This window comes from Novosphingobium sp. PC22D (assembly GCF_002556635.1).
GTDB lineage: Bacteria > Pseudomonadota > Alphaproteobacteria > Sphingomonadales > Sphingomonadaceae > Novosphingobium.
The window spans coordinates 17,440-41,644 of record NZ_MWMO01000014.1; the positions used below are offsets into that span (position 1 = coordinate 17,440).

The 24,205-nt window shown below is 67.3% G+C and carries 24 protein-coding genes; 11 read left to right on the plus strand and 13 right to left on the minus strand.

Annotated features, from left to right (window positions below; translation table 11 throughout):
• Positions 1-28 precede the first annotated feature (28 nt).
• Entirely contained in the window at positions 29-1,837 is a 1,809-nt protein-coding gene (gene mutL / locus B2G71_RS17870; protein WP_098108078.1) for a DNA mismatch repair endonuclease MutL, read from the plus strand.
• A 4-nt stretch (positions 1,838-1,841) separates the two neighbouring features.
• Positions 1,842-2,333, plus strand: a complete 492-nt coding sequence (locus B2G71_RS17875) for a hypothetical protein (protein ID WP_098108079.1) — start codon at positions 1,842-1,844, stop codon at positions 2,331-2,333.
• A 7-nt stretch (positions 2,334-2,340) separates the two neighbouring features.
• Here the strand turns inward: B2G71_RS17875 and B2G71_RS17880 are convergent, their stop codons facing one another.
• The 3 genes from B2G71_RS17880 to ychF form a co-directional block, all read right to left on the minus strand.
• Positions 2,341-3,096 carry a glutaredoxin gene (locus tag B2G71_RS17880; RefSeq protein WP_240530212.1) on the minus strand — a complete coding sequence of 252 codons (756 nt, stop codon included), beginning with the start codon at positions 3,094-3,096 and terminating at the stop codon, positions 2,341-2,343.
• A gap of 16 nt (positions 3,097-3,112) precedes the next feature.
• On the minus strand, positions 3,113-3,910 hold the full coding sequence (locus B2G71_RS17885; protein ID WP_098108080.1) for a DUF1206 domain-containing protein: 798 nt from the start codon (positions 3,908-3,910) through the stop codon (positions 3,113-3,115).
• Positions 3,911-4,006: 96 nt separating this feature from the next.
• Positions 4,007-5,107, minus strand: coding sequence for a redox-regulated ATPase YchF (ychF, locus tag B2G71_RS17890; RefSeq protein WP_098108081.1), 1,101 nt, complete (start codon positions 5,105-5,107; stop codon positions 4,007-4,009).
• A 118-nt stretch (positions 5,108-5,225) separates the two neighbouring features.
• On the opposite strand from ychF, the gene B2G71_RS17895 reads away from it, so the two are divergent.
• Positions 5,226-6,401, plus strand: coding sequence for a tetratricopeptide repeat protein (locus B2G71_RS17895; RefSeq protein ID WP_098108082.1), 1,176 nt, complete (start codon positions 5,226-5,228; stop codon positions 6,399-6,401).
• Between the two features lie 49 nt (positions 6,402-6,450).
• Here B2G71_RS17895 and B2G71_RS17900 read toward each other — a convergent pair whose 3' ends face one another.
• From B2G71_RS17900 to B2G71_RS24555, 5 genes are all read right to left on the minus strand, one after another.
• Positions 6,451-6,789, minus strand: a complete 339-nt coding sequence (locus tag B2G71_RS17900) for a PEP-CTERM sorting domain-containing protein (RefSeq protein ID WP_098108083.1) — start codon at positions 6,787-6,789, stop codon at positions 6,451-6,453.
• A 184-nt stretch (positions 6,790-6,973) separates the two neighbouring features.
• On the minus strand, positions 6,974-7,555 hold the full coding sequence (gene pth, locus B2G71_RS17905; RefSeq protein ID WP_098108084.1) for an aminoacyl-tRNA hydrolase: 582 nt from the start codon (positions 7,553-7,555) through the stop codon (positions 6,974-6,976).
• 59 nt (positions 7,556-7,614) lie between these two features.
• Positions 7,615-8,250: a 50S ribosomal protein L25/general stress protein Ctc gene (locus B2G71_RS17910; RefSeq protein ID WP_098108085.1), complete on the minus strand. Its 636-nt coding sequence runs from the start codon at positions 8,248-8,250 to the stop codon at positions 7,615-7,617.
• A gap of 164 nt (positions 8,251-8,414) precedes the next feature.
• Positions 8,415-9,278 carry a TraB/GumN family protein gene (locus tag B2G71_RS17915; RefSeq protein WP_240530213.1) on the minus strand — a complete coding sequence of 288 codons (864 nt, stop codon included), beginning with the start codon at positions 9,276-9,278 and terminating at the stop codon, positions 8,415-8,417.
• Between the two features lie 2 nt (positions 9,279-9,280).
• Positions 9,281-10,237, minus strand: coding sequence for a TraB/GumN family protein (locus B2G71_RS24555; RefSeq protein WP_240530214.1), 957 nt, complete (start codon positions 10,235-10,237; stop codon positions 9,281-9,283).
• A gap of 104 nt (positions 10,238-10,341) precedes the next feature.
• Here B2G71_RS24555 and B2G71_RS17925 point away from each other — a divergent pair, with 104 nt between their 5' ends.
• From B2G71_RS17925 to ppdK, 4 genes are all read left to right on the plus strand, one after another.
• Positions 10,342-11,241 (plus strand): glycine--tRNA ligase subunit alpha, encoded by a 900-nt coding sequence (locus tag B2G71_RS17925; RefSeq protein WP_098108087.1) that lies wholly within the window; start codon positions 10,342-10,344, stop codon positions 11,239-11,241.
• Positions 11,238-12,026, plus strand: a complete 789-nt coding sequence (locus tag B2G71_RS17930) for an alpha/beta hydrolase (protein ID WP_141521605.1) — start codon at positions 11,238-11,240, stop codon at positions 12,024-12,026. The genes B2G71_RS17925 and B2G71_RS17930 overlap by 4 nt, the downstream gene beginning before the upstream one ends.
• Entirely contained in the window at positions 12,019-14,217 is a 2,199-nt protein-coding gene (glyS, locus tag B2G71_RS17935; RefSeq protein WP_098108089.1) for a glycine--tRNA ligase subunit beta, read from the plus strand. Before B2G71_RS17930 ends, glyS begins: the two co-directional genes overlap by 8 nt.
• Positions 14,218-14,342: 125 nt before the next feature.
• Complete coding sequence (gene ppdK / locus B2G71_RS17940) at positions 14,343-17,006, plus strand: pyruvate, phosphate dikinase (RefSeq protein WP_098108090.1); 2,664 nt, start codon at positions 14,343-14,345, stop codon at positions 17,004-17,006.
• Here the strand turns inward: ppdK and B2G71_RS17945 are convergent.
• Positions 17,003-17,791, minus strand: coding sequence for a methyltransferase domain-containing protein (locus B2G71_RS17945; protein ID WP_098108091.1), 789 nt, complete (start codon positions 17,789-17,791; stop codon positions 17,003-17,005). The genes ppdK and B2G71_RS17945 overlap by 4 nt on opposite strands.
• Before the next feature lie 78 nt (positions 17,792-17,869).
• Here B2G71_RS17945 and B2G71_RS17950 point away from each other — a divergent pair, with 78 nt between their 5' ends.
• From B2G71_RS17950 to B2G71_RS17965, 4 genes are all read left to right on the plus strand, one after another.
• Entirely contained in the window at positions 17,870-18,595 is a 726-nt protein-coding gene (locus B2G71_RS17950; RefSeq protein ID WP_346426947.1) for a ComF family protein, read from the plus strand.
• Positions 18,596-19,050: 455 nt separating this feature from the next.
• The gene (hisI, locus tag B2G71_RS17955; protein WP_098108093.1) at positions 19,051-19,422 is read left to right on the plus strand and encodes a phosphoribosyl-AMP cyclohydrolase; all 372 of its coding nucleotides are present in this window, start codon (positions 19,051-19,053) and stop codon (positions 19,420-19,422) included.
• A 300-nt stretch (positions 19,423-19,722) separates the two neighbouring features.
• On the plus strand, positions 19,723-19,953 hold the full coding sequence (locus tag B2G71_RS17960) for a hypothetical protein (RefSeq protein WP_098108094.1): 231 nt from the start codon (positions 19,723-19,725) through the stop codon (positions 19,951-19,953).
• A gap of 430 nt (positions 19,954-20,383) precedes the next feature.
• The gene (locus B2G71_RS17965; RefSeq protein WP_098108095.1) at positions 20,384-20,668 is read left to right on the plus strand and encodes a hypothetical protein; all 285 of its coding nucleotides are present in this window, start codon (positions 20,384-20,386) and stop codon (positions 20,666-20,668) included.
• Positions 20,669-20,786: 118 nt separating this feature from the next.
• Here B2G71_RS17965 and B2G71_RS17970 read toward each other — a convergent pair whose 3' ends face one another.
• From B2G71_RS17970 to B2G71_RS17985, 4 genes are all read right to left on the minus strand, one after another.
• A complete protein-coding gene (locus B2G71_RS17970; RefSeq protein ID WP_098108096.1) occupies positions 20,787-21,494 on the minus strand; it encodes a dienelactone hydrolase family protein in 708 nt (235 codons plus the stop codon).
• The gene (gene cysK, locus B2G71_RS17975) at positions 21,491-22,408 is read right to left on the minus strand and encodes a cysteine synthase A (RefSeq protein ID WP_098108097.1); all 918 of its coding nucleotides are present in this window, start codon (positions 22,406-22,408) and stop codon (positions 21,491-21,493) included. The genes B2G71_RS17970 and cysK overlap by 4 nt, the downstream gene beginning before the upstream one ends.
• Positions 22,405-23,676 carry an MFS transporter gene (locus B2G71_RS17980; protein ID WP_098108098.1) on the minus strand — a complete coding sequence of 424 codons (1,272 nt, stop codon included), beginning with the start codon at positions 23,674-23,676 and terminating at the stop codon, positions 22,405-22,407. The genes cysK and B2G71_RS17980 overlap by 4 nt, the downstream gene beginning before the upstream one ends.
• Before the next feature lie 99 nt (positions 23,677-23,775).
• A complete protein-coding gene (locus B2G71_RS17985) occupies positions 23,776-24,114 on the minus strand; it encodes a PilZ domain-containing protein (protein ID WP_098108099.1) in 339 nt (112 codons plus the stop codon).
• Positions 24,115-24,205: the final 91 nt, after the last annotated feature.

The following is a 24,205-nucleotide window of genomic DNA, read 5'->3' on the forward strand; positions in this document are numbered from 1 at the left end:
CGGGCCATTTCGTCGATAGAGGTGTTCCATGCCCGAAATTCGCCGCCTCCCCGACGATCTCGTCAACCGCATCGCCGCCGGCGAAGTGGTGGAACGACCGGCCTCGGCGCTCAAGGAAATGGTCGAGAATGCGCTCGACGCGGGCGCCGGCGCGATCGACGTGCGGATCGTATCGGGCGGGCTGGACATGATCGAGGTGACGGACGACGGCTGCGGGATGAGCGCGGCAGACATCGCCCTGGCGCTCGAACGGCACGCCACCTCGAAGCTGCCCCACGGCGAGATCGAGCGCGTCGCCACGCTGGGCTTTCGCGGCGAGGCGCTGCCCTCGATCGCGAGCGTTTCGCGGCTGACGGTCGAGAGCCGTCCGCGCGAGGCGGGCGAGGGCTGGCGGCGCATCGTCGATCACTCGCAGCTTGCCGGCGACGGGCCAGCCGCGCTCCCGCCGGGCACGCGCATCCGTGTCGAGAACCTGTTCGGCAAGGTCCCCGCGCGGCGCAAGTTCCTGCGCACGCCGCGATCGGAATACGCCGCCTGCATCGACGTCGTGCGCCGCCTCGCGATGTCGCGGCCCGATGTCGCCTTCACTCTCGAGCACGACGGGCGGCGCACGCTCGGCGTCCAGGCCGGGGAGACGCTGGCGGCGCGCGTGGCAAGGCTCGTGGCCAGGGAACTGGCCGAGGATGGGGTGGTGATCGACGCCGAACGCGGCGCCTCGCGGTTGACCGGGGTGGCGGGGCTGCCCACGTTCAATCGGGGCGTCGCGGATCATCAGTACCTGTTCGTCAACGGCCGGCCGGTGAAGGACCGGCTGCTGATCGGTGCGGTGCGCGGCGCCTATGCCGATATGCTGGCGCGCGATCGCCATGCGGTGCTCGCACTGTTCCTCGAGGTTCCGCCCGAGGACGTCGACGTCAACGTCCATCCCGCCAAGACCGAGGTCCGCTTTCGCGACCCCGCCTTCGTGCGCGGGTTCCTGGTCGGCGCGCTGCGTCACGCGCTCGAAGCGGCCGGACAGCGTAGCGCGCAGGCGCCGGCGGCGGGGGCCATGGCGAACTGGCAGGTCGAGCCCTCCGCGCCCGATCCGGGGCGGGCCGCGCCCTCGCTCGGGTCGCTGTTCGCGCGGCAGTATTCGGCGCCGCAGACCCGCGTGAGCGAATCTGGTCCGGCCTGGCGCGCCTACGAACAGAACGTGATGACCTCGCCGTCCGGCCGGGCGGAAGCCGCCGAGCCGGCGGGCGATGATGCGCGAGACTATCCGTTGGGCGTGGCACGCGGACAAGTGGCCGAGACCTACATCGTCGCCGAGGCCGAGGACGGGCTCGTCATCGTCGATCAGCATGCGGCGCACGAGCGGCTCGTGCTCGAGCGGCTCAAGGCGGCGGGGGCGGGCGATGCGGTGGCCCGCTCGCAGGCCTTGCTGCTGCCCGAGGTGGTCGAACTCGAGGAAGTCGACTGCGACAGGGTCGAGGAGAAAGCCGCGCAGCTCGCCGAGCTTGGCCTCGCCATCGAGCGCTTCGGCCCCACCGCGCTGCTGGTGCGCGCGATCCCCGCCGCGCTGGGGCGGGCGGATGTCGGGGCGCTGGTGCGCGACATCGCCGACGATCTCGCACGCCACGGCGACGCGCTGCTGCTGGGCGAAAAGCTCGATCTCGTACTGGCTACGATGGCCTGCCATGGCTCGGTGCGGGCCGGGCGCACGCTTACGGTCGCGGAGATGAACGCGCTCCTGCGCGAAATGGAACGAACGCCGCGTTCGGGCCAATGCAACCATGGACGCCCGACGTGGGTTAAGCTCGCACACGAGGATATCGAAAAACTTTTCGGACGAAAGTGATGCGATGCGAAATGCGGTTGCCGTCGCGCTGATCGCGACGTTGATGCTGGGCGCTTGCGGCCAAGGCCCGGAGAAGAAGGCCCGCAAGGCCGCCGACGCGGAGCAGGACGTCGCCATGGTCGAGCGGATGAATCAGATTCCCTTCACGCCGATTTTGCCGCAGCCGTTCTCGCGCGCGGACATCGCCCGCTACGATCTGGCGCGCGGCTGCGTGTTTCGTCTCGAGAAGGGCGACGAGCCGATCTTCGTCGCGCAAAGCGATCGCGGTTACCTCAAGCTCGACGGAGAGCTGCAGCCGGTAGCGGCAAAGGCGGGCAGCGCGGAACTGCCGTCGGGCGCCCGCTCGATCTACATCGGGCTCGACCACTGGGTCGAACTCGTGGCGCAGGCCGGGGAGGGCGGCGATGCCGACAGTTGGCCGAGCCGTCTGGTCATCCACGACGCGCAGGAACGCGTCGCGTTCGACAAGCTCGGCCGGGTGACTTGCGCGGCGTGAACGCGCCTCAGGGGCGGGCAAGCATCCAGATCGCCATGCCGAGCATGGCCAGGTTCTCGGTCAGCGATACGAATCCCAGCGGCACGTTGCTGCCGCCGCCCACGCAGGCGCACTTGAGCTCGCGCTTCTGGACGTAGACCGCGCAGAACACAGATGCCGCTCCGATCGCGCCGATGAAGCCGGCGACGGGTATCGAGATCCACGGCAGCGCATGCGCCGTCATCAGCGCGCCCGCGAGCCACTCGCCGAAAGGATAGACGTAGGAATAGGGCACGTAGCGACGCGCGAGCAGATCGTAGCTCAGGAACATCGAGGAGAAGCTCTCGACATCCTGCAGCTTCAGCATGGCCAGCAGCATCATGGTGATCGAGACGAACCATTCGGCGGCGCGCACCGTAAACGGGGTACCGAAGGCGAGGAGGCTTACCGCGAGAGCAATCGCGGCTCCGGTCGCGAAGACGGCGAGAACGGGCTTGTAGCTCGTCGCGTCGGGGTCGGGCAGGGGCTTGCCGAAGTGTTCGCGCAGGTCGGTATAGCCGCCGATCCGTTCGCCGCCGATGAAGGTCTGCGGCGTCGTATCGACATCGTGTTCGCGCTTGAAGGCGTCGGTTTCCTCGCGCGTGCGCAGCCAGTGGTCCTCGATCTCATAGCCCTCGGATCTGAGCAGATGCTTGGACTTGAGGCCGAACGGGCAGACGTGTTTCTCCATGACCATGCGATAGAGCACGGCTTTGCGGGTCCGGTCGGATGAGGTCATCAGCATAAGCTAATCTCTGGCATCAGGCGTGGCTGGGATGTCCCTTTGGTGTGGGGTCGGGGATGACGCGATACCGCGCGACGATTACGCTGAAGACACCGAACATCAGCAGTCCGAGCGCGACCAGCGTGTAGAGCAGGCCCATATCGCGCAAGTCGGTGAGGGCGCTGCCGAGCGAGAGCACCTCGCTGCTCCGTTCGAACCAGGCGGAGCGCAGCAGCGACCAGCCCATCACCAGGAAGACGACGCCGCGCGCACCGTATCCGATGCGTCCGATCCAGCAAGTGGCCTGCGGCGCGCGAACCGAAACGCGGTTCATGAACTTGGCGGTGAGGGCGTCCTTGCCCTGCATGAAGCCGGCGACGAGCAACGCGAGGCCAGCGATCCCGAGCGCTACGCTCCCGAAGTCGATGGTGAGCACGGTGTTCGCCATGTCCTGCGTGCTGTCGTCCGCCTGCCGCTTGGCGCCGTAAGCGAACTGGGCGGCGGTCCAGGCGAGGAAGACGTGGATCAGGCCGCTGCAGAAGAAGGCGATACGGTGGCCGATGCCCTTGACGTCGGTGCCGTGCCGTTCGGTGTCGAACAGGGCGCAAGAGAAGCGGAAAAGTGCGTATCCGAGCAGGCCGATCGCCGCCACGAAGAGGATGACCGTGCCGCCGGGAACATGCTGGATCCACTCGAAGGCGCCGCTCGGGCCGTCCTGCGCGCGCGATGCTCCAGTGCTGCTCAGCGCGAAATAGCCCAGCAGCACGTAGACCACGCCGCGCGCCACGAAGCCCAGCCGCGCGAGCCAGACCACTTTTTCGGATTTGTCGACCATCGTGCCCGTCGTCCTGTCTTGCCCCCTGAAAAGGCAACGCACGGACGCGGAATTGGTGCCGGGCCGGTTCAGGCCCGCACCAGACGGGGCCTTCGGTCAGACGTTGAACTTGAAGTGCAGGACGTCGCCGTCGCGCACCACGTAGTCCTTGCCTTCCTGGCGCAGCTTGCCCGCCTCCTTGGCCGGTCCCTCGCCGCCGAGCGACACGTAGTCGTCGAAGGCGATGGTCTCGGCGCGGATGAAGCCGCGTTCCATGTCGGAGTGGATCTCGCCCGCCGCCTCGGGCGCCTTGGCGCCCGTATGGACTGTCCAGGCGCGCGCTTCCTTGGGGCCGACGGTGAAGAAGGTCAGCAATTCGAGCAGTTCGTAGCCGGCGCGGATGATCCGCGCGAGCCCGGTCTCGTGCAGGCCCATCTCCTCGAGAAAGGCGATCCGGTCCTCGGCGTCCATGCCGATCAGCTCCGCCTCGATCGCGGCCGAGACGATTACCGCGCTCGCGCCTTCGGCAGCCGCTTTCTCGAAGACCTTGGCGGAAAAAGCGTTGCCCTCCGCTGCGGCCTCTTCCTCGACGTTGCAGACGTAGAGCACCGGCTTCGCCGTAAGGAGTTGCGCCTGGCGGAAGATGCGCGCTTCCTCCTCGTCCCTGGGCTGGGTCAGCCGCGCGGGCTTGCCTTCGCGCAGCAGTTCGAGCGCCTGGCCGAGCACGCTTGCGGTGATCTTGGCCTCCTTGTCGCCGCCGGTCGCCTTTTTCTGAGCGGCGGGGACGCGCTTTTCGAGGCTTTCGAGATCGGAAAGCAGCAGCTCGGTCTCGACCGTCTCGGCGTCGGCGATGGGATCGACGCGGTTGTCGACGTGCTGGATGTCGTCGTTCTCGAAGCAGCGCAGAACGTGGATGATCGCGTCGACTTCGCGAATGTTGCCGAGGAACTGGTTGCCCAGACCCTCGCCCTTCGACGCGCCGCGCACCAGCCCGGCGATGTCGACGAAGGCGAGCTGGGTCGGGATGATCTTCGCCGAACCGGCGATTCCGGCGAGCTTTTCAAGCCGCGGGTCGGGCACGCCGACCTGACCGACGTTCGGCTCGATCGTGCAGAACGGATAGTTCGCGGCCTGCGCCGCCTGCGTTTCGGTCAGCGCGTTGAACAGCGTCGACTTGCCGACGTTGGGCAGGCCGACGATCCCGCAACGAAATCCCATGAATTCCTCCGGTGGTAAGTGAGCGCGCCCATAGCGCCCGCTTGCCCGGTTGGCCAGATTCGCGCGACGGTCATGCCGGTTTCATCCATTTTTCAGGCATCGCCGCTAGACCGGCGCCATGAAACTGACGACGCGCATCGCGATGCAGCTTCTGCCGATCGCCCTCGCGGCAGGGTGCCGGGACGATCCCGGCGCCGAGTTTTCGCGCGCGAAGGAGCGCTTCGCCGCGCAGGACTACGACGGCGCGCGCATCGCGCTCAGTGCCGCCCTGCGCGCCGAGCCGGACAATCGCGAAATGCTGGTCCTGCTGGCGAAGGCGCAACTGCGCGCCGGCGACGCGGACGGCGCGGGCTTCGCCATCGCGCGCGCCGGGCGTGCGGGAGTTCCGGCTTCCCGACTGGCGCCGCTCAAGGCGGAACTCGCGCTGATCGAGGGCAAACCCGCCGAAGCGCTCGATCACCTCGAAGCGGTGCCAGCCGCCCAGAGCCGCTATGTCCGCGCCGAAGCGCTGCGCAAGCTTGGAAGACGGGGCGACGCCATCGCCGAATTCGAGCGGGCACTGGCCGAGGGCAGGGATATTCGCGCGGCTACGGCCTATGCGCGCATGCTGCTCGTCGCCAACGACGTCTCGGGCGCGCGGCGTGTCTATCGCCGGATGCGCGAGGTCGCCCCCGCCGCCTACGCGACGCGCGTGCTCGAAGGCGATATCGCGATCGCTGCGAAGGATGGCGATGCGGCGATCAATGCGTTCGCGGGTGTCGTGCGCGATTTTCCCGATCGTGTCGCACCGAGGCTGGCGCTCGCCAGCCAGCTCGATGTCGCCGGCGACGTCGAGCGCGCGCAGGCAGAGCTGGAGAAGGCGGAAAAGCTCGCGCCCGACGATCCGCGCGTGATCGACCTGAAGATCCAGCTCCTGTCCGAACTCGGCCAGTGGCGGGAGATTCGCGATGCCCTGCAGGGCCGCGAAGCCGATCTCGACCCCGAGTCGGCCACCGGGATGAGCTATGCCGAGGCGCTGCTGCGGCTCGGCCAGGCCGAGCATGCACGGGTGCTGTTCGCACGCGCTGCCTTGCTCATGCCCGACAACCCCTATGCACAGATGATGCTGGGCGAAGCCCAGCTCGCGACTGGAGACGCGAAGGCTGCGTGGGAAACGCTCCGGCCGCTCACGACGCGGCCCGATCTCCCGCCCCGGCTGCTCGAACTGGCGATACAGGCGGCGCGGCAGGTCGGCGATCCCGCCGCCGCGAGCCTTGAAGCGGGGAGCAGGACCGCAAAAGGCGCCCCCGGCTGATCCCGACCGGCGGCGGCGCGTGGATGCAGCGTTCGGTCGCGCGCCGCGATCAGCGGCGCGGACGGCGGCGACGCGCGGCGGCAAGGCCGATGAAGCCGAGACCCATCATGCCCAGCATGCCCGGCTCGGGCACCGGATGACCGCCCGAACCGCCGGTCGTGGTCGAGCCGCCAGAGGTGGTGGTGGAGCCGCCCGTCGAACCGCCCGAAGTGGTGGTCGATCCGCTCGAAGAGCCGGTCGAGCCGCAGGAGTTCGATCCTGCCTGGTGTCCGCAGTTGCAGTAGTGGGTGTGATACCACTTGTTCTTGCTCCACGCCAGCGCGGGCGAGGCCGAGAGGAGCAGCGCGGCGGTGGCCGATGCGGCGGTCAGTGCGATCTTGCGGGTCATTACAGGTCCCCCCTGGGTTGGAATGGTTGATGGCTTATAAAGCAATCCCCATGCCAACCCAGGAATTCTGGGGCTTACAGTGGTTAACGGCTCTTCGAACGTCCGTGTGTTGTAATGATAACCGACGGTTAACCGCGATCTCCGGATGGTCGCCCGACGGGGTCAGGCACAAGCGGCGAGCTTCTCAACCCTGCTGGCGTAGCGCGACGTCGCTCATGAAACGGGCATCGTCGCCGCGGACGAGCCATTCGGCTTCGGCGGCGACGGCGCCCAGCATTTCGGCGAGATCGTCGGTCTCGGCCTTGGCGAAGTTGCCGAGGACATAGCCGGTCACCCGGTCCTTGTGTCCTGGATGGCCAATGCCGAGCCGAACGCGGCGGAAATCGGAGCCAAGGTGCTTGTCGATCGAGCGCAGGCCGTTGTGTCCGGCGGTGCCGCCGCCCTGTTTCACCTTGACCTTGAAGGGCGCGAGATCGAGTTCGTCGTGGAAGACGGTCAGCGCGTCGGGGCCGAGCTTGTAGAAGCGCATCGCCTCGCCGACCGCGCGGCCGCTTTCGTTCATGAAGGTGGCGGGCTTGAGCAGCAGCACTTTTTCGCCGCCGCCGGTCCCGGGGATGCGGCCTTCCTGGAGCCAGCCCTGGAATTTCTTCTGCACCGGCCCGAAGCCGTGAACGGCGGCAATCGCATCGAGCGCCATGAAGCCCACGTTGTGCCGCTGCATCGCATATTGCGGACCGGGATTGCCGAGGCCAACCCAGAGTTGCATCGTCCAGACCCGCTATACGAACCCGGCGGCCCCTCCCGCGCGAGAGGGGCCTGCCGCAATCAGTCTTCCGATTCGCCTTCTTCGGCGCCCTCGGCTTCGGCACGCTCGGCGCCCTCTGCCTTCTTGAGCGCCGACGGGGCGACGATCGTGGCGATCGTGAAGTCGCGGTCGGTGATCGCGCTTTCCGAACCGGTCGGGAGCTTGACGTGGCTGATGTGGATCGAATCGCCGACGTCGAGACCAGTCACGTCGATCGCGATCTCGTCGGGAATCTTGTCGGCATCGCAAACGAGATCGAGTTCGTGCCGCACGATGTTGAGCACGCCGCCGCGCTTGAGGCCGGGCGAGGCTTCCTCGTTGGCGAAGATCACGGGCACGTTGACCTGCACCGTCGCATCCTTGGCGAGGCGCATGAAATCGACGTGGAGCGCGCGGTCGCTGACCGGGTGGAACGCCACATCCTTGGGAAGCGTGCGCAGCTTCTTGCCGCCGACCTCGATCATGACGATCGAGTTCATGAAGTGGCCGGTGCCGAGCTGGCGGGCCAGTTCCTTGGCTTCGACGTGGATGGGCAGGGGGTCTTCCTTGCCGCCGTAGATGACGGCGGGGACACGGCCTTCGCGACGCAGTGCGCGGGAGGCTCCCTTGCCAGCCCGCTCGCGTGCCTCGGCCGGCAGGGTCAGCGAATCGCTCATGATCTCTACCTTTCGGGACGTATTGAATGAAATTACAATGCTCGCCCGTCGCGCCTCCAGGGATGACCATGACGGGAAGCGCGGGCCGTTAGCGGTAATTCGCGCGAAACGCAAGCGGAACGCTCGCGCGGGTGCCCGCCGGCTTGCCGAACGCACGCCCGACCTCAGCCGATCCGGGTAACCTTGAATCCCCGTGCCTCCAGCATCGCCGGAAGTCCGTCCGGCCCGGCCAGATGCGCGGCGCCGACGGCCACGAAGGGGTGGTGGCCCTCGCGGATCCGGCGTTCGATGGTGGCGGTCCAGCGCCGGTTGCGGCCCGTGTAGAGCGCGGCGCGCAGTTCCGGATCGGCGAGCAGTCCGCGCCGCGTCTCGCGCGTGATCGCGGTCATGTCGCCCCGGGCCCAACTGCGCACCAGCGACGCGTCCTCCGAGTTCTCCGCCCCATCGAGGACGGCGCCGAGCAGGTCGAATTGCTCCCGCTCGGGCAGTGCGTCGAAGATCCGGAGCTGCGCGTCCGCGCCCTCGAGTTCGCGCACCGGCTTGCCCGCGGCGGCGGCGATCACCGCGCGGTCGACGCCGTGATCCGGGTCCGCGTGGTCCGCGGCGGCGCGGGCAAGGGTGAGCGCGGCGGCCCAGGTCTCGACGCCCGCGAACGCCCCGCGCTCGATATCGAGATCCTCGAGCCGCGCGGCGAGCGCCGCCCGCTCTGGCGACGGAACGCGATCGATCAGCGGCGGCAGGCCAGATGTCCGCGACAGCGCGGCGAAGCGGCGCGCCAGGTTCGCCTGGTCCATGTCCGCCACTTCGACAATGATCTCGTCGGCGGCGACCAAGGCCGCATCGACGGGAGGTGAACGCCAGTTCAGCGGCCGGTCAGCGGCGTGGATCGTGCCGAAGAGCCAAGCCTTCTGTCCGTCCGGTCCCTCGACCCGCCAGATCGCCGGATCGGCGTCGAGCGGTTCCGGCGCGCAGGCGAAGAGCGCGAACGCCAGCAGCGCGGCGCGCAGGCCGGCTGTGAAGCGCGACACGGCTACTGGACCCGCTCGGTCTCGATCTCGGCGCGGGCGAGCTGTTCCTGAACGCTGCCGCTGCCGGCGAGATGTCCCGCGCCCACCGCGACGAACACGGTGCCCGGCTGCTCGAGGCGATCGGCGAGCCATTCGGCCCAGGCGCGGTTGCGGCCGAGCAGCAGCGCCTCGATCAGTTCGGGGTCGGATTCGTCCTCGTTCATCATCCGCGCGAGTTCTTCCGCGTTGCCGGCCTTCCAGGCCTCGATCATGGCCTTGAGCTCTTCGCGGATGCCCGGTAGCTGTTCGAGGACGTTGGCGAGATAGCGGCGCTGGACGGTCTCGGGCAGGGCGTCGAACAGGCCGATCTGCGCCTCGGGCGTTTCGAGCCCCTTCTGCGGCATGCCTTTCGCCACGGCGCGGGCGACGAGCGTGCGCTCGACGCCGTTCTCGGTCGCGAAGCCTTCCCGCATCAGCGGCAGCGTCGAAATGCCCACCGCAGCGTACCAGGGCTTGTAGGCGTCGAACATGGTCACAGGGGCGCCCAGATCGCCGAGCGCGCCTTCGTAGGCGGCGAGTTCGATCGGTGCGAAGGTGTCGCGCAAGTTGGTTCCGGCCGGGCGCATCGCCTTGTTCGCGATGATCGCGGCCATTTTGCCGGGCCCCGGATCGACGATCTCGGTGACGAGCGTGTCGGCGCTGTCGAACGCGGCGGCGACCGGGCCGTTGAACCAGTCGATCCCGGCCGGGAGGATATGCACCGTGCCGAAAAGCCAGATCGTCGTGTCCTCGTCGGCGATCTTCCACAGCGCGGGATGCGCGCTTGCCGTAGCGACGGTCTCGGCCTCCTGTGGATCGGCCGGAACGGTGAGGGGCAAGGCCGGCTTTTGGGCGACCGGGGGCTCCGCGTGCAGCGCGAAGCCGGGCGAAACCAGCAGGAACGCGGCCAGGAGGGCCGCCATGCGATTCAGCGTGAACATGGCGCGCCTTATAGCGCCGCGCCCCATGGCGTCGACCTGAACGCGGCGCTTCGCGGGCATTGCGATGTTGACCCACCTCCGCCCTTGGGTAAAGGCGCGAGCCTATGACCGGCAAAGATCCCTTGAGCTTTCAGGACATGATCCTCACGCTCCATTCGTTCTGGAGCCAGCAGGGGTGCGCGATCCTGCAGCCCTACGACATGCGCATGGGCGCGGGCACGTTCCATCCCGCGACGACGCTGCGCGCGCTCGGCCCCGAGCCGTGGAAGGCGGCCTACGTCCAGCCCTCGCGCCGCCCCACCGACGGCCGCTATGGCGAGAACCCGAACCGCTTGCAGCACTACTACCAGTATCAGGTGATCCTGAAGCCCAACCCGGAGAACCTCCAGGAGCTGTACCTTGCCAGCCTCGCCGCGATCGGCATCGATCCGCTGGCGCACGACATCCGCTTCGTCGAGGACGACTGGGAAAGCCCGACGCTGGGCGCCTGGGGGCTGGGCTGGGAAGTCTGGTGCGACGGCATGGAAGTGACCCAGTTCACGTATTTCCAGCAGGTCGGCGGGTATGACTGCAAGCCCGTGGCGGGCGAGCTGACTTACGGCCTCGAACGCCTGGCGATGTATATCCAGGGCAAGGACCGCTACCACGATCTCGCCTTCAATTCCGCCGGGGTGACTTACGCCGACGTCTTCCTCGAGAACGAGCGCGAAATGTCGAAGTACAATTTCGAGGTGGCCGACACCGCCGCGCTCTTCGACGGCTTCGCCAAGGCCGAAGCCGAGTGCGCCCGCTGCATCGAGGCGGGCGTGCCGCTCGCGGCCTACGAACAGGCGATCGAGGCCTCGCATCTGTTCAACCTGTTGCAGGCGCGCGGCGTGATCTCGGTGCAGGAGCGCGCGAGCTACATCGGCCGCGTGCGCGATCTCGCCAAGGGCTCGTGCGAGGCGTGGATCGGAAAGAACTCCGAACGCTGGGCTGCCGAGTTCGCGGGATGGTCGGCATGACGGTCAAGGTCTACAAGAACGCCACCCACCACAACGGCCACGCCAGCGCGCCCAAGCTGCTTCGCCGGGAAAAGCTGGAACAGCGCGGAACCGACACCGTGTTCGAGAACGCCGTACTGCGCGTCACCGCGCTCGGCGATCCCGACGCGCCGGGGGTGTTCGTGTGCTTCACCGGCACGCTGCTGGCAATGGGCGGGATCGACGCCGAGGAGTTCGTCGGCTCGACGCGCCTGCCCGGCTTCAGCGCGCTGTTCGTGAGCGATCTCGCGCGCTCGTGGTACAACGCCTTCGCGCCCGAGACCTTCACCGAGGCGATCGCCGACCGGATCGCGGGCAAGCGCGTGATCACGCTGGGCAACTCGATGGGCGGCTATGGCGCGATCTGGGCGAGCAAGTACCTGCCGGTCGAGACCGTGATCGCCTTCGCCCCGCAGTTCTCGATGCACCCCGAGGTGATGCCGGGCGAGAAGCGCTGGCGCAATTTCCGCCGCAAGATCGGCCAGTGGCGCCATCGCAGCATGGAAGACCACTTCCGCGAGGACGTGCGCTACTACACCATCAACGGCGACGCGCCCGAGGATCGCGAGCACTGGACGCAGTTTCCCTCGGGCGCGAACATGGAGCACCTGCTGGTCGCCGACACCGGCCACTATCCGGCAGCCCGGTTCAAGCAGGCGGGAATCCTGTCCGAAGTCATCGCCCAGTGCACCGAGGGCAACAGTCCGCTCGACGTGATCCGCGAGGGCGGTTTCGAGGTTTCGCGGATCGGAGACGGCAATGCCTGATTTTCTGTTGGAACTGCGCTCTGAGGAGATCCCCGCCCGGATGCAGGCGGGCGCGCGCGCCGATCTCGAAAGGCTGTTCCGCAAGGAGCTGGACGCCGCCGGGGTCGCCTGCGGCGCGGTCACCGTGTGGTCGACCCCGCGCCGCCTCGCGCTGATCGCGGAGGGCCTGCCCGAAGCCACCGAAGCCGTGCGCGAGGAAACCAAGGGCCCGGCCACCAGCGCGCCCGAACAGGCGCTCGCGGGCTTTCTCGGCAAGGTCGGGCTGACCAAGGACCAGCTCGAAGTCCGCGAGGTCAAGGGCAAGGAAACCTGGTTCGCGGTGGTCGAAAGGCCGGGCAGGGCCGTCGCCGAGGTGCTCGCCGAGGCGATCCCGGCGATCGCCCGCGCCTTTCCCTGGCCCAAGTCGATGCGCTGGGGCGCGCAGTCGCTGTCGAGCGCCTCGCTGCGCTGGGTGCGCCCGCTCTCGGGCGTGGTCGCGATCTTCGGCGAGGACCTCGTGCCCTGCGAGATCGGCGGCGTGCGCTCGGGCTATGCGACGCGCGGCCACCGCTTCCACCACCCCGACGAGATCACCATCGGCGGAGCGCACGACTATGCCGACAAGCTGCGCGCCTGCCACGTGCTGGTGAATCACGAGGAACGGCAGGACATCGTGCGCGAAAAGGCGCGCGCCGCCGCCGCCGAAGCGGGGCTGGTGCTCGTGGAGGACGAGGGGCTGGTGATCGAGAACGCCGGGCTCACCGAATGGCCGGTGCCGCTGCTCGGCCGCTTTGACGAAGCCTATCTCGAAGTGCCGCCCGAAGTCATCCAGCTCACCGCGCGGGTGAACCAGAAGTACTTCGTGTGCGAGGACTCGGCCGGAAAGCTCGCCAACGCCTTCGTGTGCACCGCCAATATCGAGGCGCACGACGGCGGCGCGGGCGTGGTCGACGGCAACCGCAAGGTCCTCGCCGCGCGACTTTCGGACGCGCGCTTCTTCTGGGATCAGGACCGTAAGGTGCCGCTCGCCGAGCAGGCGAAGAAGCTGGAACGGATCACCTTCCACGAGAAGCTGGGCACCGTCGCCGACAAGGTGGAACGCGTGGCCAGACTGGCGAGGTGGCTCGTCGAAGAGGGCATCGTGAAGGATGCCGATCCGGACATGGCCGAACAGGCCGCGCGGCTGGCCAAGGCCGATCTCGTGACCGAGATGGTCGGCGAGTTCCCCGAACTGCAGGGCCTGATGGGCGGCTACTACGCCCGCGCCGAGGGTCTGCCCGATGCCGTCGCCGATGCCATCCGCGATCACTACAAGCCGGTCGGGCAAGGTGATGAAGTGCCCACGGCGCCGGTGACGGTCGCGGTGAGTTTGGCTGACAAGCTGGATACGCTGGTTGGGTTTTTCGCGATTGACGAGAAACCGACGGGCTCGAAAGACCCATTTGCCTTGCGGCGTGCGATACTGGGGCTAGCCGCGCTCGTGTTGCAAAATGGACTTCGAGGAGAGTTTCGGAAGCTCGTACTTAGCAGTTATGAGGATTTTCCGGGGCATCGGGCGCACGATCTGACGCACGATCGTTATTCCGATCGAATGCGAGTGGCGGACGAGATTTTGGCTTTCGCCATTGACCGCCTCAAGGTCCAGCAGCGCGAAGCCGGTGTCCGTCACGATCTGATCGACGCGGTGTTCGCGCTCGGCGGCGAGGACGATCTGGTGCGCCTCCTCGCCCGTGTCCGCGCCCTGCAGGCCTTCGTCGAGACCGAGGACGGCAAGAACCTGCTCGCCGGCTACAAGCGCGCGGCGAACATCCTCAGGAAGGAGGACTGGCACGGGCTCGAGGGCGAGATCGCGCAGACCGGCGAGGAAGACCCGCTGGCCATGGTCGACGATCCCGATCTCGCACCGGTGATCGCGGCCAAGATGTCCGAGCGCCATGCGCACGAACTGTCCTACACCCCCGAACCCGCCGAAAAGGCGCTGCTGGAAGCGCTCGACAAGGCCGAGCCCGAGGCCGCGCGCGCGGTCGGCGCGGAGGATTTCGAGGATGCGATGAAGGCGCTCGCCTCGCTGCGCGCGCCGATCGACGCATTCTTCGACGAAGTGACGGTCAACGATCCCGATCCCGACAAGCGCCATGCGCGGCTCGCCTTGCTTGATCGTTTCCGTGTTGCAGTGCACAATGTCGCGGATTTCTCGCGGATCGAGAACTGAAAGACAAGCCTGCAACCTGTCAGGTTGCGGCCCATTCAACGATCCGGCAGGAAGTCGCGAAATCTATCCAAGGGCGGCGCCCGGCCGCCTCCAACAACCGCAGGTGAGGAACAATGGCAAGCGTCATGACCAAGCAGGTCTACACTTTCGGCGGCGACGCCCGGCACGATGATCCGCGCGCGCGCGACAAGGTCGTCACCGGCGGCAAGGGCGCCAACCTCGCCGAAATGGCCAGCATCGGTCTGCCGGTTCCGCCGGGCTTCACCATCACCACGGACGAATGCGTCAAGTATCTCTCGGAAGGCGGCGACTTCTCCGCCGAGCTTCGCGCCGACGTTGCCGAGGCGCTGACGCACATCGAGAAGACCGTGGGCAAGAGCTTCGGCGATGCCGCCGATCCGCTGCTCGTCTCGGTCCGCTCGGGCGCGCGCGTCTCGATGCCCGGCATGATGGACACCGTGCTCAACCTCGGCCTCAACGACGGCACCGTCGAAGGCCTCGCCGCGACCTCCGGCGACGAGCGCTTCGCCTGGGACTCCTACCGCCGCTTCATCCAGATGTACTCGGACGTCGTGCTCGGCATCGACCACCACCTGTTCGAGGACGCGCTGGAGATCGCCAAGGAAGATAACGGCTACCACACCGACACCGAGCTGACCGCCGACGACTGGCGCAAGGTCGTCGCGCAGTACAAGGGCATCGTCGAGAAGGCGCAGGGCAGTCCGTTCCCGCAGGACGTGCACGAGCAGCTCTGGGGCGCGATCCGCGCTGTGTTCGATTCCTGGGATTCGGACCGCGCCAAGGTCTACCGCCGCCTCAACGACATACCCGGCGACTGGGGCACCGCGGTCAACGTGCAGGCCATGGTTTTCGGCAACATGGGCGACACCTCGGCGACCGGCGTCGCCTTCACCCGCGATCCCGCCACCGGCGAGAAGGCCTACTACGGCGAGTGGCTGGTCAACGCGCAGGGCGAGGACGTCGTCGCCGGAATCCGCACCCCGCAGTATCTCACCAAGCGCGCGCGCGAAGCCGCCGGCGCCAAGCCGCTGTCGATGGAAGAGGCGATGCCCGAGGCCTACGGCCAGCTCGCCGAGGTCTTCGAACTGCTCGAGGCGCACTACCGCGACATGCAGGACATCGAATTCACCGTCGAGCGCGGCAAGCTGTGGATGCTCCAGACCCGCTCGGGCAAGCGCACCGCCAGGGCCGCGCTCAAGCTGGCGGTCGACATGGTCGGTGAGGGGCTGATCGACGAGCCGACCGCGATCAGGCGCGTCGATCCGATGGCCCTCGACCAGCTTCTGCACCCCACGCTCGACCCCGAGGCGCCGCGCGACGTGCTCGGGCGCGGGCTGCCCGCCTCGCCGGGCGCGGCCTCGGGCGCGATCGTGCTCGATGCCGACACCGCCGAGAAGCGCGCCGAGATGGGCGATGCGGTGATCCTGGTGCGGGTCGAAACCAGCCCCGAGGACATTCACGGCATGCACGCGGCCAGGGGCATCCTCACCGCGCGCGGCGGCATGACCAGCCACGCCGCGGTGGTGGCGCGCGGCATGGGCCGCCCCTGCGTTTCGGGTGCCTCGGGCATTGCGATCGACATGAAGACCCGCACCGTCAAGATCGGCAACCGCGATCTCAAGGAAGGCGACGTGATCACGCTCGACGGCGCTTCGGGCGAGATCATGAACGGCGAGGTGCCCACCGTGGAACCCGAGCTCGCGGGCGATTTCGCCACGCTGATGGAGTGGGCCGACAAGCACCGCCGGATGAAGGTGCGGACCAATGCGGAAACGCCCGCCGACTGCCGTATGGCGCGCCAGTTCGGGGCCGAGGGTATCGGCCTGTGCCGTACAGAGCACATGTTCTTCGACGCGGCCCGCATTTCCGCCGTGCGCCAGATGATCCTCGCCGAGGACGGGGCCGGCCGCCGCGCCGCGCTCGAGAAGCTGCTGCCCGAACAGCGCAGCGATTTCCACGAGATCTTCGACGTCATGGCCGGACTGCCGGTGACGATCCGCCTGCTCGACCCGCCGCTGCACGAATTCCTGCCCAACGGTGACGAGGAGTTCGCCGAGCTTTCCGAGGCGATCGGCATCGGCGCCGATACGCTCAAGCGCCGTGCGGGCGAGCTGCACGAGGCCAACCCGATGCTCGGCCATCGCGGCTGCCGCCTCGGCATCACCTTCCCCGAGATCTACGAGATGCAGGTGCGCGCGATCTTCGAGGCGGCCTGCGACGTCGCCGCGGCTTCCGGCGACGCGCCGGTGCCCGAAGTGATGATCCCGCTCGTCGCGACCCGGCGCGAGCTGGAAATCCTCAAGACGCTCGTCGACACGGTCGCCGCGCAGGTCTTCGCCGAGAAGGGCCGCACGCTCGACTATCTCGTCGGCACCATGGTCGAACTGCCGCGCGCCGCGCTGATGGCGGGCGAGATCGCCGAAGAAGCGATGTTCTTCTCGTTCGGCACCAACGATCTCACCCAGACGACGCTGGGCGTAAGCCGCGACGATGCCTCCAAGTTCCTCGGCCCCTACGTCGAGAAAGGCATCTATCCGCGCGATCCCTTCGTCAGCCTCGACATCGACGGGGTCGGCCAGCTCGTCGCGATGGGCGCCGAGCGGGGCAGGGCGACGCGCCCCGAACTCAAGCTCGGGATCTGCGGCGAGCACGGCGGCGATCCGGCGAGCATCGCGTTCTGCGAGGCACAGGGGCTCGACTACGTCAGCGCCTCGCCGTTCCGCGTGCCGATCGCGCGCCTCGCCGCGGCGCAAGCGGCGCTGGGCTAGGCCTCGATCCGCAGCTTGCCTTGCGGCGGCGGCCGCAGGCCGGAGAGTGTGAGGATGGTGAAGCGCTCGCGCGTGCGGCCATCCTCGCGCGCCGCTTCGAAGGCACTGCGGGCGCGGTCGCGCGCGGCCCGGCCCAGGGCGGGCGCACGGTCGGCGAGCACGCCGGTCAGGCCTTGCGCGCGCAAGTCGGCGATGAGCGTGTCGAAGGCGCGATAGGCGACGTCGATCTCGCGCAAGTCGGCGACGGGTTCGCCGAAGCCGATGCGCTGCACGAGCTGACCGCCCGCGCGCGCGTCGACCTGCGGATGGATGCGCGCCGCCGGGCGCTCGCCGTCGGCCGCGAGCATCGCGGCGCGCAGCGCCGGCAGGCTCCCCGCGCCGCAGAAGCTAGCGATCATCCGTCCGCCCACGGCAAGCGCCTCGCGAATGTGGACCAGCGCGCCGGGCAGATCGTTGACCGTGTCGAGCGTGCCGAGGCTGGCAATGACTTCGAACCCGCCTTGCGGGTAAGGACGCTCCTCGTCGAAGCCGTCGGCAGGCTCGGCCTGCGTAACGCGGCATCCTTGCGCATCGAGCGCGGCGGCGAGCGTGCCGGTCCAGTCACCGACGACGAGCGCGCTGCGCGGCTCGCAGCGCAGGAATGCGAGGCGTTCGCGAACGTCCTCGACCATGTCGGCGAGAATAAACGCCGGGGCGTTGCCGCGCGACTGGAGAGAAACCGCCCGGCGACGGACGGCGGCGCGCCGCGCTTTGTCGAAGATCCGGGGTGGGGCTGCGGCGGTCATGCGCGCCTCCTGCCGATCATCGCGCCGGGAAGCAACCGCTTGCGGTCATCACGCATTCGGCTAAGCATCATGCTTGTCATGAGCATCCTTTCGCCCATCATAGACAAGGTGCTTCCGCCGCGCTGTCCCTTGTGCGGCGAGGGCATCAGCGCGCAGACAGGCTTGTGCAGCGCGTGCTGGAACAAGCTGGTGATCCCAGGCGAACCTTGCTGCAAATTTTGCCAGCGCCCGTTCGACGAGGACGAGGTGAAAGACGATTCGATCTGCGCGGTCTGCACCGCCAAGCCGCCTCAGCACAACGGAATAGCAGCCGCGACGCTTTACAACGAGGCGTCGAAGCAGCTCGTGCTCGCGCTCAAGCACGGCAATCGCATCGCGCTGGCGCCGATGATGGCGCATCAGATCGCGGCGAAGCTGCCGGTGCTCAAGCCCGGCACGCTGATCGTGCCGGTGCCCTTGCACCGCTCGCGGCTCTGGTCGCGCGGGTACAATCAGGCGGCGATCCTCGCCGAGGAACTCGCGCGGCTGACCGGGATGATGCTGGTGGTCGACGGGCTGGTGCGGCGAAAGTCGACGCCGTTTCTCGGCAATCTCGACAGGCGCGCGCGCTCGAGCGCGCTATCGGGCGCGATCACGGTCAATCCGAATCGCCGGGAAATGATCAAGGGCGCCAACATCGTGCTTGTCGATGACGTGCTCACCAGCGGGGCGACGAGCGATGCCTGTATCTCCGCGCTCAAGCGGCGCGGCGCGAAGTCGGTGGTCATCGCCTGTTTCGCGCGCGTCCTCGACGAAATCTTCTGATCGTCCGCCCGGGTCGCTTGATGGGCCCCGCCGTTTCCGGAACAATTCGCTTGTGCTTGGCCAAGAAGGCCTGGCCAGGCACGCCCCTTCGCCGAACGCTCGGCAGCGGATACGAAAACGCCCGGGATCAGCGATCCCGGGCGTCCTCGTGACGAAACTTGCGAGGCCTTGCGTCTGCAATTCGGCGGTACCCCTGAAAACCGCCTGGCCCGATCCCTCATGTCTCGCATCGCCGATCCTGGACGGATCGAGGCGACTTTCTCCCTGAACCGTGGCGCCTATTGGTGAGCACCTTTTGGGTCCAGTGCAGCCCCCCCGAGCTGCGCCTTCTAATTCGACCGAAAACGCTCAGGTTAAAAGGGTGTTTGCGATACGGCCCCGATTTTGGTCTACGGCTGTTGTCAGTTTGCAACAATTTGCGCATTTGGCACTCAAGGAAGCTATCAAACGTCGCCATGACACCTGATTCGAAGACAGAAATTGAGCTGGGGACGGCTTTCCGGCCCCGTTTCGACGAGAAGGGCCTCCTAGCGGCGATCGCCGTCGACGCCGAATCAGGGGAAACCCTGATGTTCGCCTTCATGGATGCCGAAGCGCTGGCAAGGACGCGCGAGACCGGTCTGGCGCATTTCCATTCGCGCTCGCGCGGCAAGCTCTGGTGCAAGGGCGAAACCTCAGGCCATTTCCTGCGCATTCGCGAGATCCGGGTCGATTGCGATCAGGATGCGCTGGTCCTGCTCGTGAGCCCGGAGGGACCGGCCTGCCACACCGGCCGACGGAGCTGCTTTTACCGGCGCCTCGATGGCGAGACTCTCACGATGATTTGACCGCAGGATTGGCTCAATTCGTCGTGCCAAGGCTATATCGCTCGTTAACCCATTGATTTTCAATACTTTGTGCACTGCAATGAAGGCTTGCGGCGGGCGGCCGACTATGATCTAATATAAGGGAATTTACGGATTTGGACTTTCTTCAGTCCTTCAGGCCTAGAACCAAGCCGTGAATGACCGCCGCCATGCTCGGGCAAGGCTTATCCGGGAAGGGTGGCGGGAACCAAGCGCCTGGCAACAGGTTGAATAGTAGTAACCGAGCCGACACGTAACTCGTTTGATTTCAGGAGTGTCGATATGAAGCACGCCAAGACTCTCAAGCTGGCCGCATTCGCGACCGCTTTCGCTTCCGTTGCCGCGGTGCCCTTCGTCACTTCCGGCGTCGAGGCTGTTCCCCGTTATAGCCCGCGGGTCATCCGCCAGATCGTGTTCAATTACCGTCCGTCGCCGCCGCCGCTTACCCGCGCGGACCTGTGCCGGACCGGTCGGGCTGCGTTCTGCGGCGGCTTCAGCACGCGCGGACGTTAAGGTACCCGTGATCCTATAGAGCGGGCTTTCGGGTCCGTCAGCTAAATCGCTCCGGTGAGGCCTTCGCGGTCACTCCGGAGCGATTTCGCGTCTGGTGTCTCCGCGAACCGCACTTGCAAGGCGATTCCTTGGTCGCGAATGAGGTTGGATCAGGCCAAACCGTCATGACCGCTGCACAGAATCGCGGGGGAGGGTTGCGGCCGTTGGTCCGTTGGTCCGTGCAGCGCGCGAGCATATCGCGTCGCCGCAAGAACCGGTGAGCCTCGCCGGCGCATGGCGCGAATTCGCATGTCGGTCGATATATCTTGATCGATTCCGGTAGAATTCAGGCGAACCCGAAAAAACGCTCGTCTTATCGATAGTTACTGGTGCGGCTGGGATGAGGAGCTACCTCTGATGGTGACAGGGGGTAGCTAGATAGGAGCACCCGATGACCATCTATAAGACTCTCATTCGCACCGCCACCATCGCCGCGATCACGCCGCTCGCCATCGGCGCCGCCTATGCGCAGGACAGCACGATGGCCGAGCCCGAAGCGGCTCCGGCGGAAACAGCGCCTCCGGCGACGATGGACACGACCGGTGACGGCAAGATGGATGCCTGGGACCGCGACGCCAACGGCGTGGCCGACGCCTGGGACACCAACGGCGACGGCGCGCCCGATGCCGTCGATGACGACGGCGACGGTCAGCCCGACGCGGCTTCGCCCGAATAAGATCGACAGTCCATCGGGAGAGGCGGAGCGCCGCGAGAGCGGGTCGCCTCTCCCCATCGGCTGATCCGCTGCGATCGAATGCAAGAATGCACATCAAGGCCCTCGGCGCTGGTTTCCCTTACGCGAGTATTTCAGCGAGAAGCGATTGCATCGCGGCCCAGCTTTGCCGGTCCGCGCTTGCATCGTAGGCAACCGCATCGAAATCGCGCAGGTCGCTCGCGGGATCGGTGAAGCCGTGCCGGACCCCCGAATAGGCGTGAAAATGCCATTCGGCCCCCGCGCCATCCATTTCTTCGAAAAACGCGCGCACCTGGTCACGCGGAACGAGCGGATCGGCATCGCCGTGACAGACGAGGATCCGTGCCCGTACAGCGCCCGGCTCGGCCGCCCGACCGGTCGAAAGAATGCCGTGAAAGCTCACTGCGAGGACGAGGTCCTGCCCATCGCGAGCGGCTTCGAGGGCCGCCTGGCCGCCCAGGCAATAGCCGATGGCCGCCATGGGCAGACCCGCGGCGCTGTCGACTGTCCGTAGCGTATCGATCGCCGCCGCAATCCGCGCCCGGTAGTGCGCGGGCTCCGCCCGCAGGGCGCCGGCCAGAGCCGTGGCCTGCTCGTTGTCTTTCGGAGTCTCGCCGTAGTGATCCGCGATCATCGCCAGATAGCCGAGTTCGGCAAGCATGGTCGCGCGGCGCTCCATCGCCGGGTTGGCGTTGGCGATGGTCGGATAGATCACGATCGCCGCGCGTGGCGTGCCGGTGGGACGCGCCAGCCAACCGGTCAGCGCGACGTCGTCGTGGTGGTAGGAAACGGCCTCGAGGCCGCTCATTCGGGAAGGAAATCCGGCACCGAGAGATACCGCTCGCCGGTATCGTAGTTGAAGCCGAGCACGCGCGAACCCGCATCGAGATCGGGCAGCTTCTGCGCGATCGCCGCGAGCGTGGCGCCCGAACTGATGCCGACGAGCATGCCTTCCTCGCGCGCGCACCGGCGCGCCCACTCCTTGGCCTCGTCGGGCGGGACCTGGATCGCGCCGTCGATCGACTGGGTGTGAAGGTTGGAAGGAATGAAGCCCGCGCCGATGCCCTGGATCGGGTGAGGTCCGGGCTGTCCGCCCGAGATCACCGGCGAGAGCGTCGGCTCGACGGCAAAGGCCTTCATCGCGGGCCAGTCCTGCTTGAGCCGTTCGGCGCAACCCGTCAGGTGGCCGCCGGTGCCGACGCCCGTGATCAGCACGTCGATCGGCGTGTCGGAAAAGTCGGCGAGAATCTCCATCGCGGTGGTCGCGACATGGACAGCGACGTTGGCGGGGTTGTCGAACTGCTGCGGCATCCACGCGCCGGGCGTTTCCTGCACCAGCTCGCGAGCGCGCTCGATCGCGCCCCTCATGCCCTTTTCCTTGGGCGTGAGGTCGAACGTGGCGCCATAGGCGAGCATCAGCCGGCGCCGCTCGATCGACATCGATTCGGGCATGACGAGAACGAGTTTGTAGCCCTTGACCGCCGCGACCATGGCGAGACCGATGCCGGTATTGCCCGACGTCGGCTCGATTATGGTGCCACCGGGCTTGAGGCTGCCGTCGGCTTCCGCCGCCTCGATCATGGCAAGGCCGATACGATCCTTGATCGAGCCGCCGGGATTGGCGCGCTCGCACTTCACCCAGACTTCGTGGTCGGGGAACAGCCGCGCGAGGCGGACGTGCGGCGTGGCGCCGATCGTGGCGAGGATATTGTCGACTTTCATGTCTCGCTCTCCCTGAGTCGGTACTGCGGCGCGAAGCTGCGGGCCCGGAGTAGCTCGGGAAATAGCATCGCCCAGACAACGGTCACGAATATGGCGCCCGCGCCGCCGAATACAACCGCTCCGGTCGCGCCGAGCAGCGCCGCGGCGAAGCCGGACTGCAACTCACCGAGTTCGTTCGACGCGGAGATCGCCAGCCCGGAGATCGCCGAAACGCGGCCGCGCATGTCGTCCGGCGTGTTGAGCTGGATCAGCGAGCTGCGAATGAACACCGAGACCATGTCGGCGGCGCCCAACAAGGACAGCAGGCCTAGTGACAGCAGGAAGTGGCGCGAGAGCCCGAAGGCTAGCGTCATCGCCCCATAGGCGCCGACCGAGAGCAGCATCTTGAGCCCGACGTCGCGCGCGAGCGGCCGCCACGAGAGCACCAGCGCGACGATCGCCGCGCCGACGGCGGGCGCCGCGCGCATCTGGCCGAGGCCTTCCGGGCCGACATGCAGGATGTCGCGCGCGAAGACCGGCAGCAGCGCGGTCGCGCCGCCGAGCAGGACCGCGAAAAGGTCGAGCGAGATGCATCCGAGCAGGAAGCGCTCGGACCAGACGAACTGGAAGCCGCCGACGATTTGCCGGACCGGATGGGCGCGCCGCGCCTCGCTGGGCGGCGGGGGCATCGTGCTGATCGCGAGCACTGAGATGATGGCGAGGACAAGGAGCCCGGTCGAGGCCCAGTAGGGCAGGGCGCGATGGCTCGCGAAGAGAAAGCCGAAGCTGGCGGGCCCAGCCACCGCGCCCGCCTGCGTGCCGATCGAATTGAGCGCGATCGCGCGCGGGATCAGCCCGGCGGGAACGACGTTGGGAGCGATGGCGCCCATCGCCGGGCCGACGAAGACACGGACCGACCCGTGCAAGGCGGCGAGGGCGAAGAGCACCGGCAGGCTGCGCAGCTCGGTCGCGGTGACGATCGCCAGACCAAGCGCGACGAGGAAATCGACCGCCATGGCCGAGGCGGCGACCTTGCGCCGGTCGAACCGGTCCGCGACCACGCCGGCGACGGGCGTGAGCAGCATCAGCGGAACGAACTGCGCAAAGCCGAGCAGGCCGAGCTGGAATGAGGCCGCGGCGATGCTCATGCCGTAATCGGCGCGCGCGACATCGTAGATCTGGTAGCCGATGATCACTACCATGCCCGATGTCGCGAGCACCGAGGCGAAGCGGGCGAACCAGAACTTTCGGAAGTCGGCAATTCGAAGCGGAGACGCGGGCTCTTTCACTCGTGCCCCATGCCACCGGCGGGGCCGGTTTCCAAGTCAGTGTTACGCGATTGTCCGTGCCACGGCCTGTCTGCCTTCAGCCGCTTCTTGTCCCTCGCGTCAGCGGCGCGGGCGCAGACGGGGATTGGGCTGGAGGTTGTCGACCAGCTTGAGGAAATCGTCGAGCCGGATGATCCGCTCGAACTGGAAACCGGAGCGGTCCTCGTGCGACCAGATCAGGTGCGCCTCGATCCGGCCGATCACCGGGAGGCGCAGGTTGAGGCGCTCGCCGCGCTCGAGGGCCTCGCCGCCTTGCGCCATGAAGCCCTGGGCGGAGACGTTGACGATGTGCAGATGCACGTCCCCGAGCGTGCGATGCTCGGCGATCGCCTTGAAATCCACCGGATGACGTGCCGCCCGCCGCTTGTCAGTGACGGTCAGCTGTGCGCCTGCGACCATGCTTCGTTCCTGTTCTGGAGTAACCCTGCGCGATATCTTGCGCTCCAATGGGAAACAAAGGGTAAACCGGCAGTCCGTTGCCGTCCGGTCC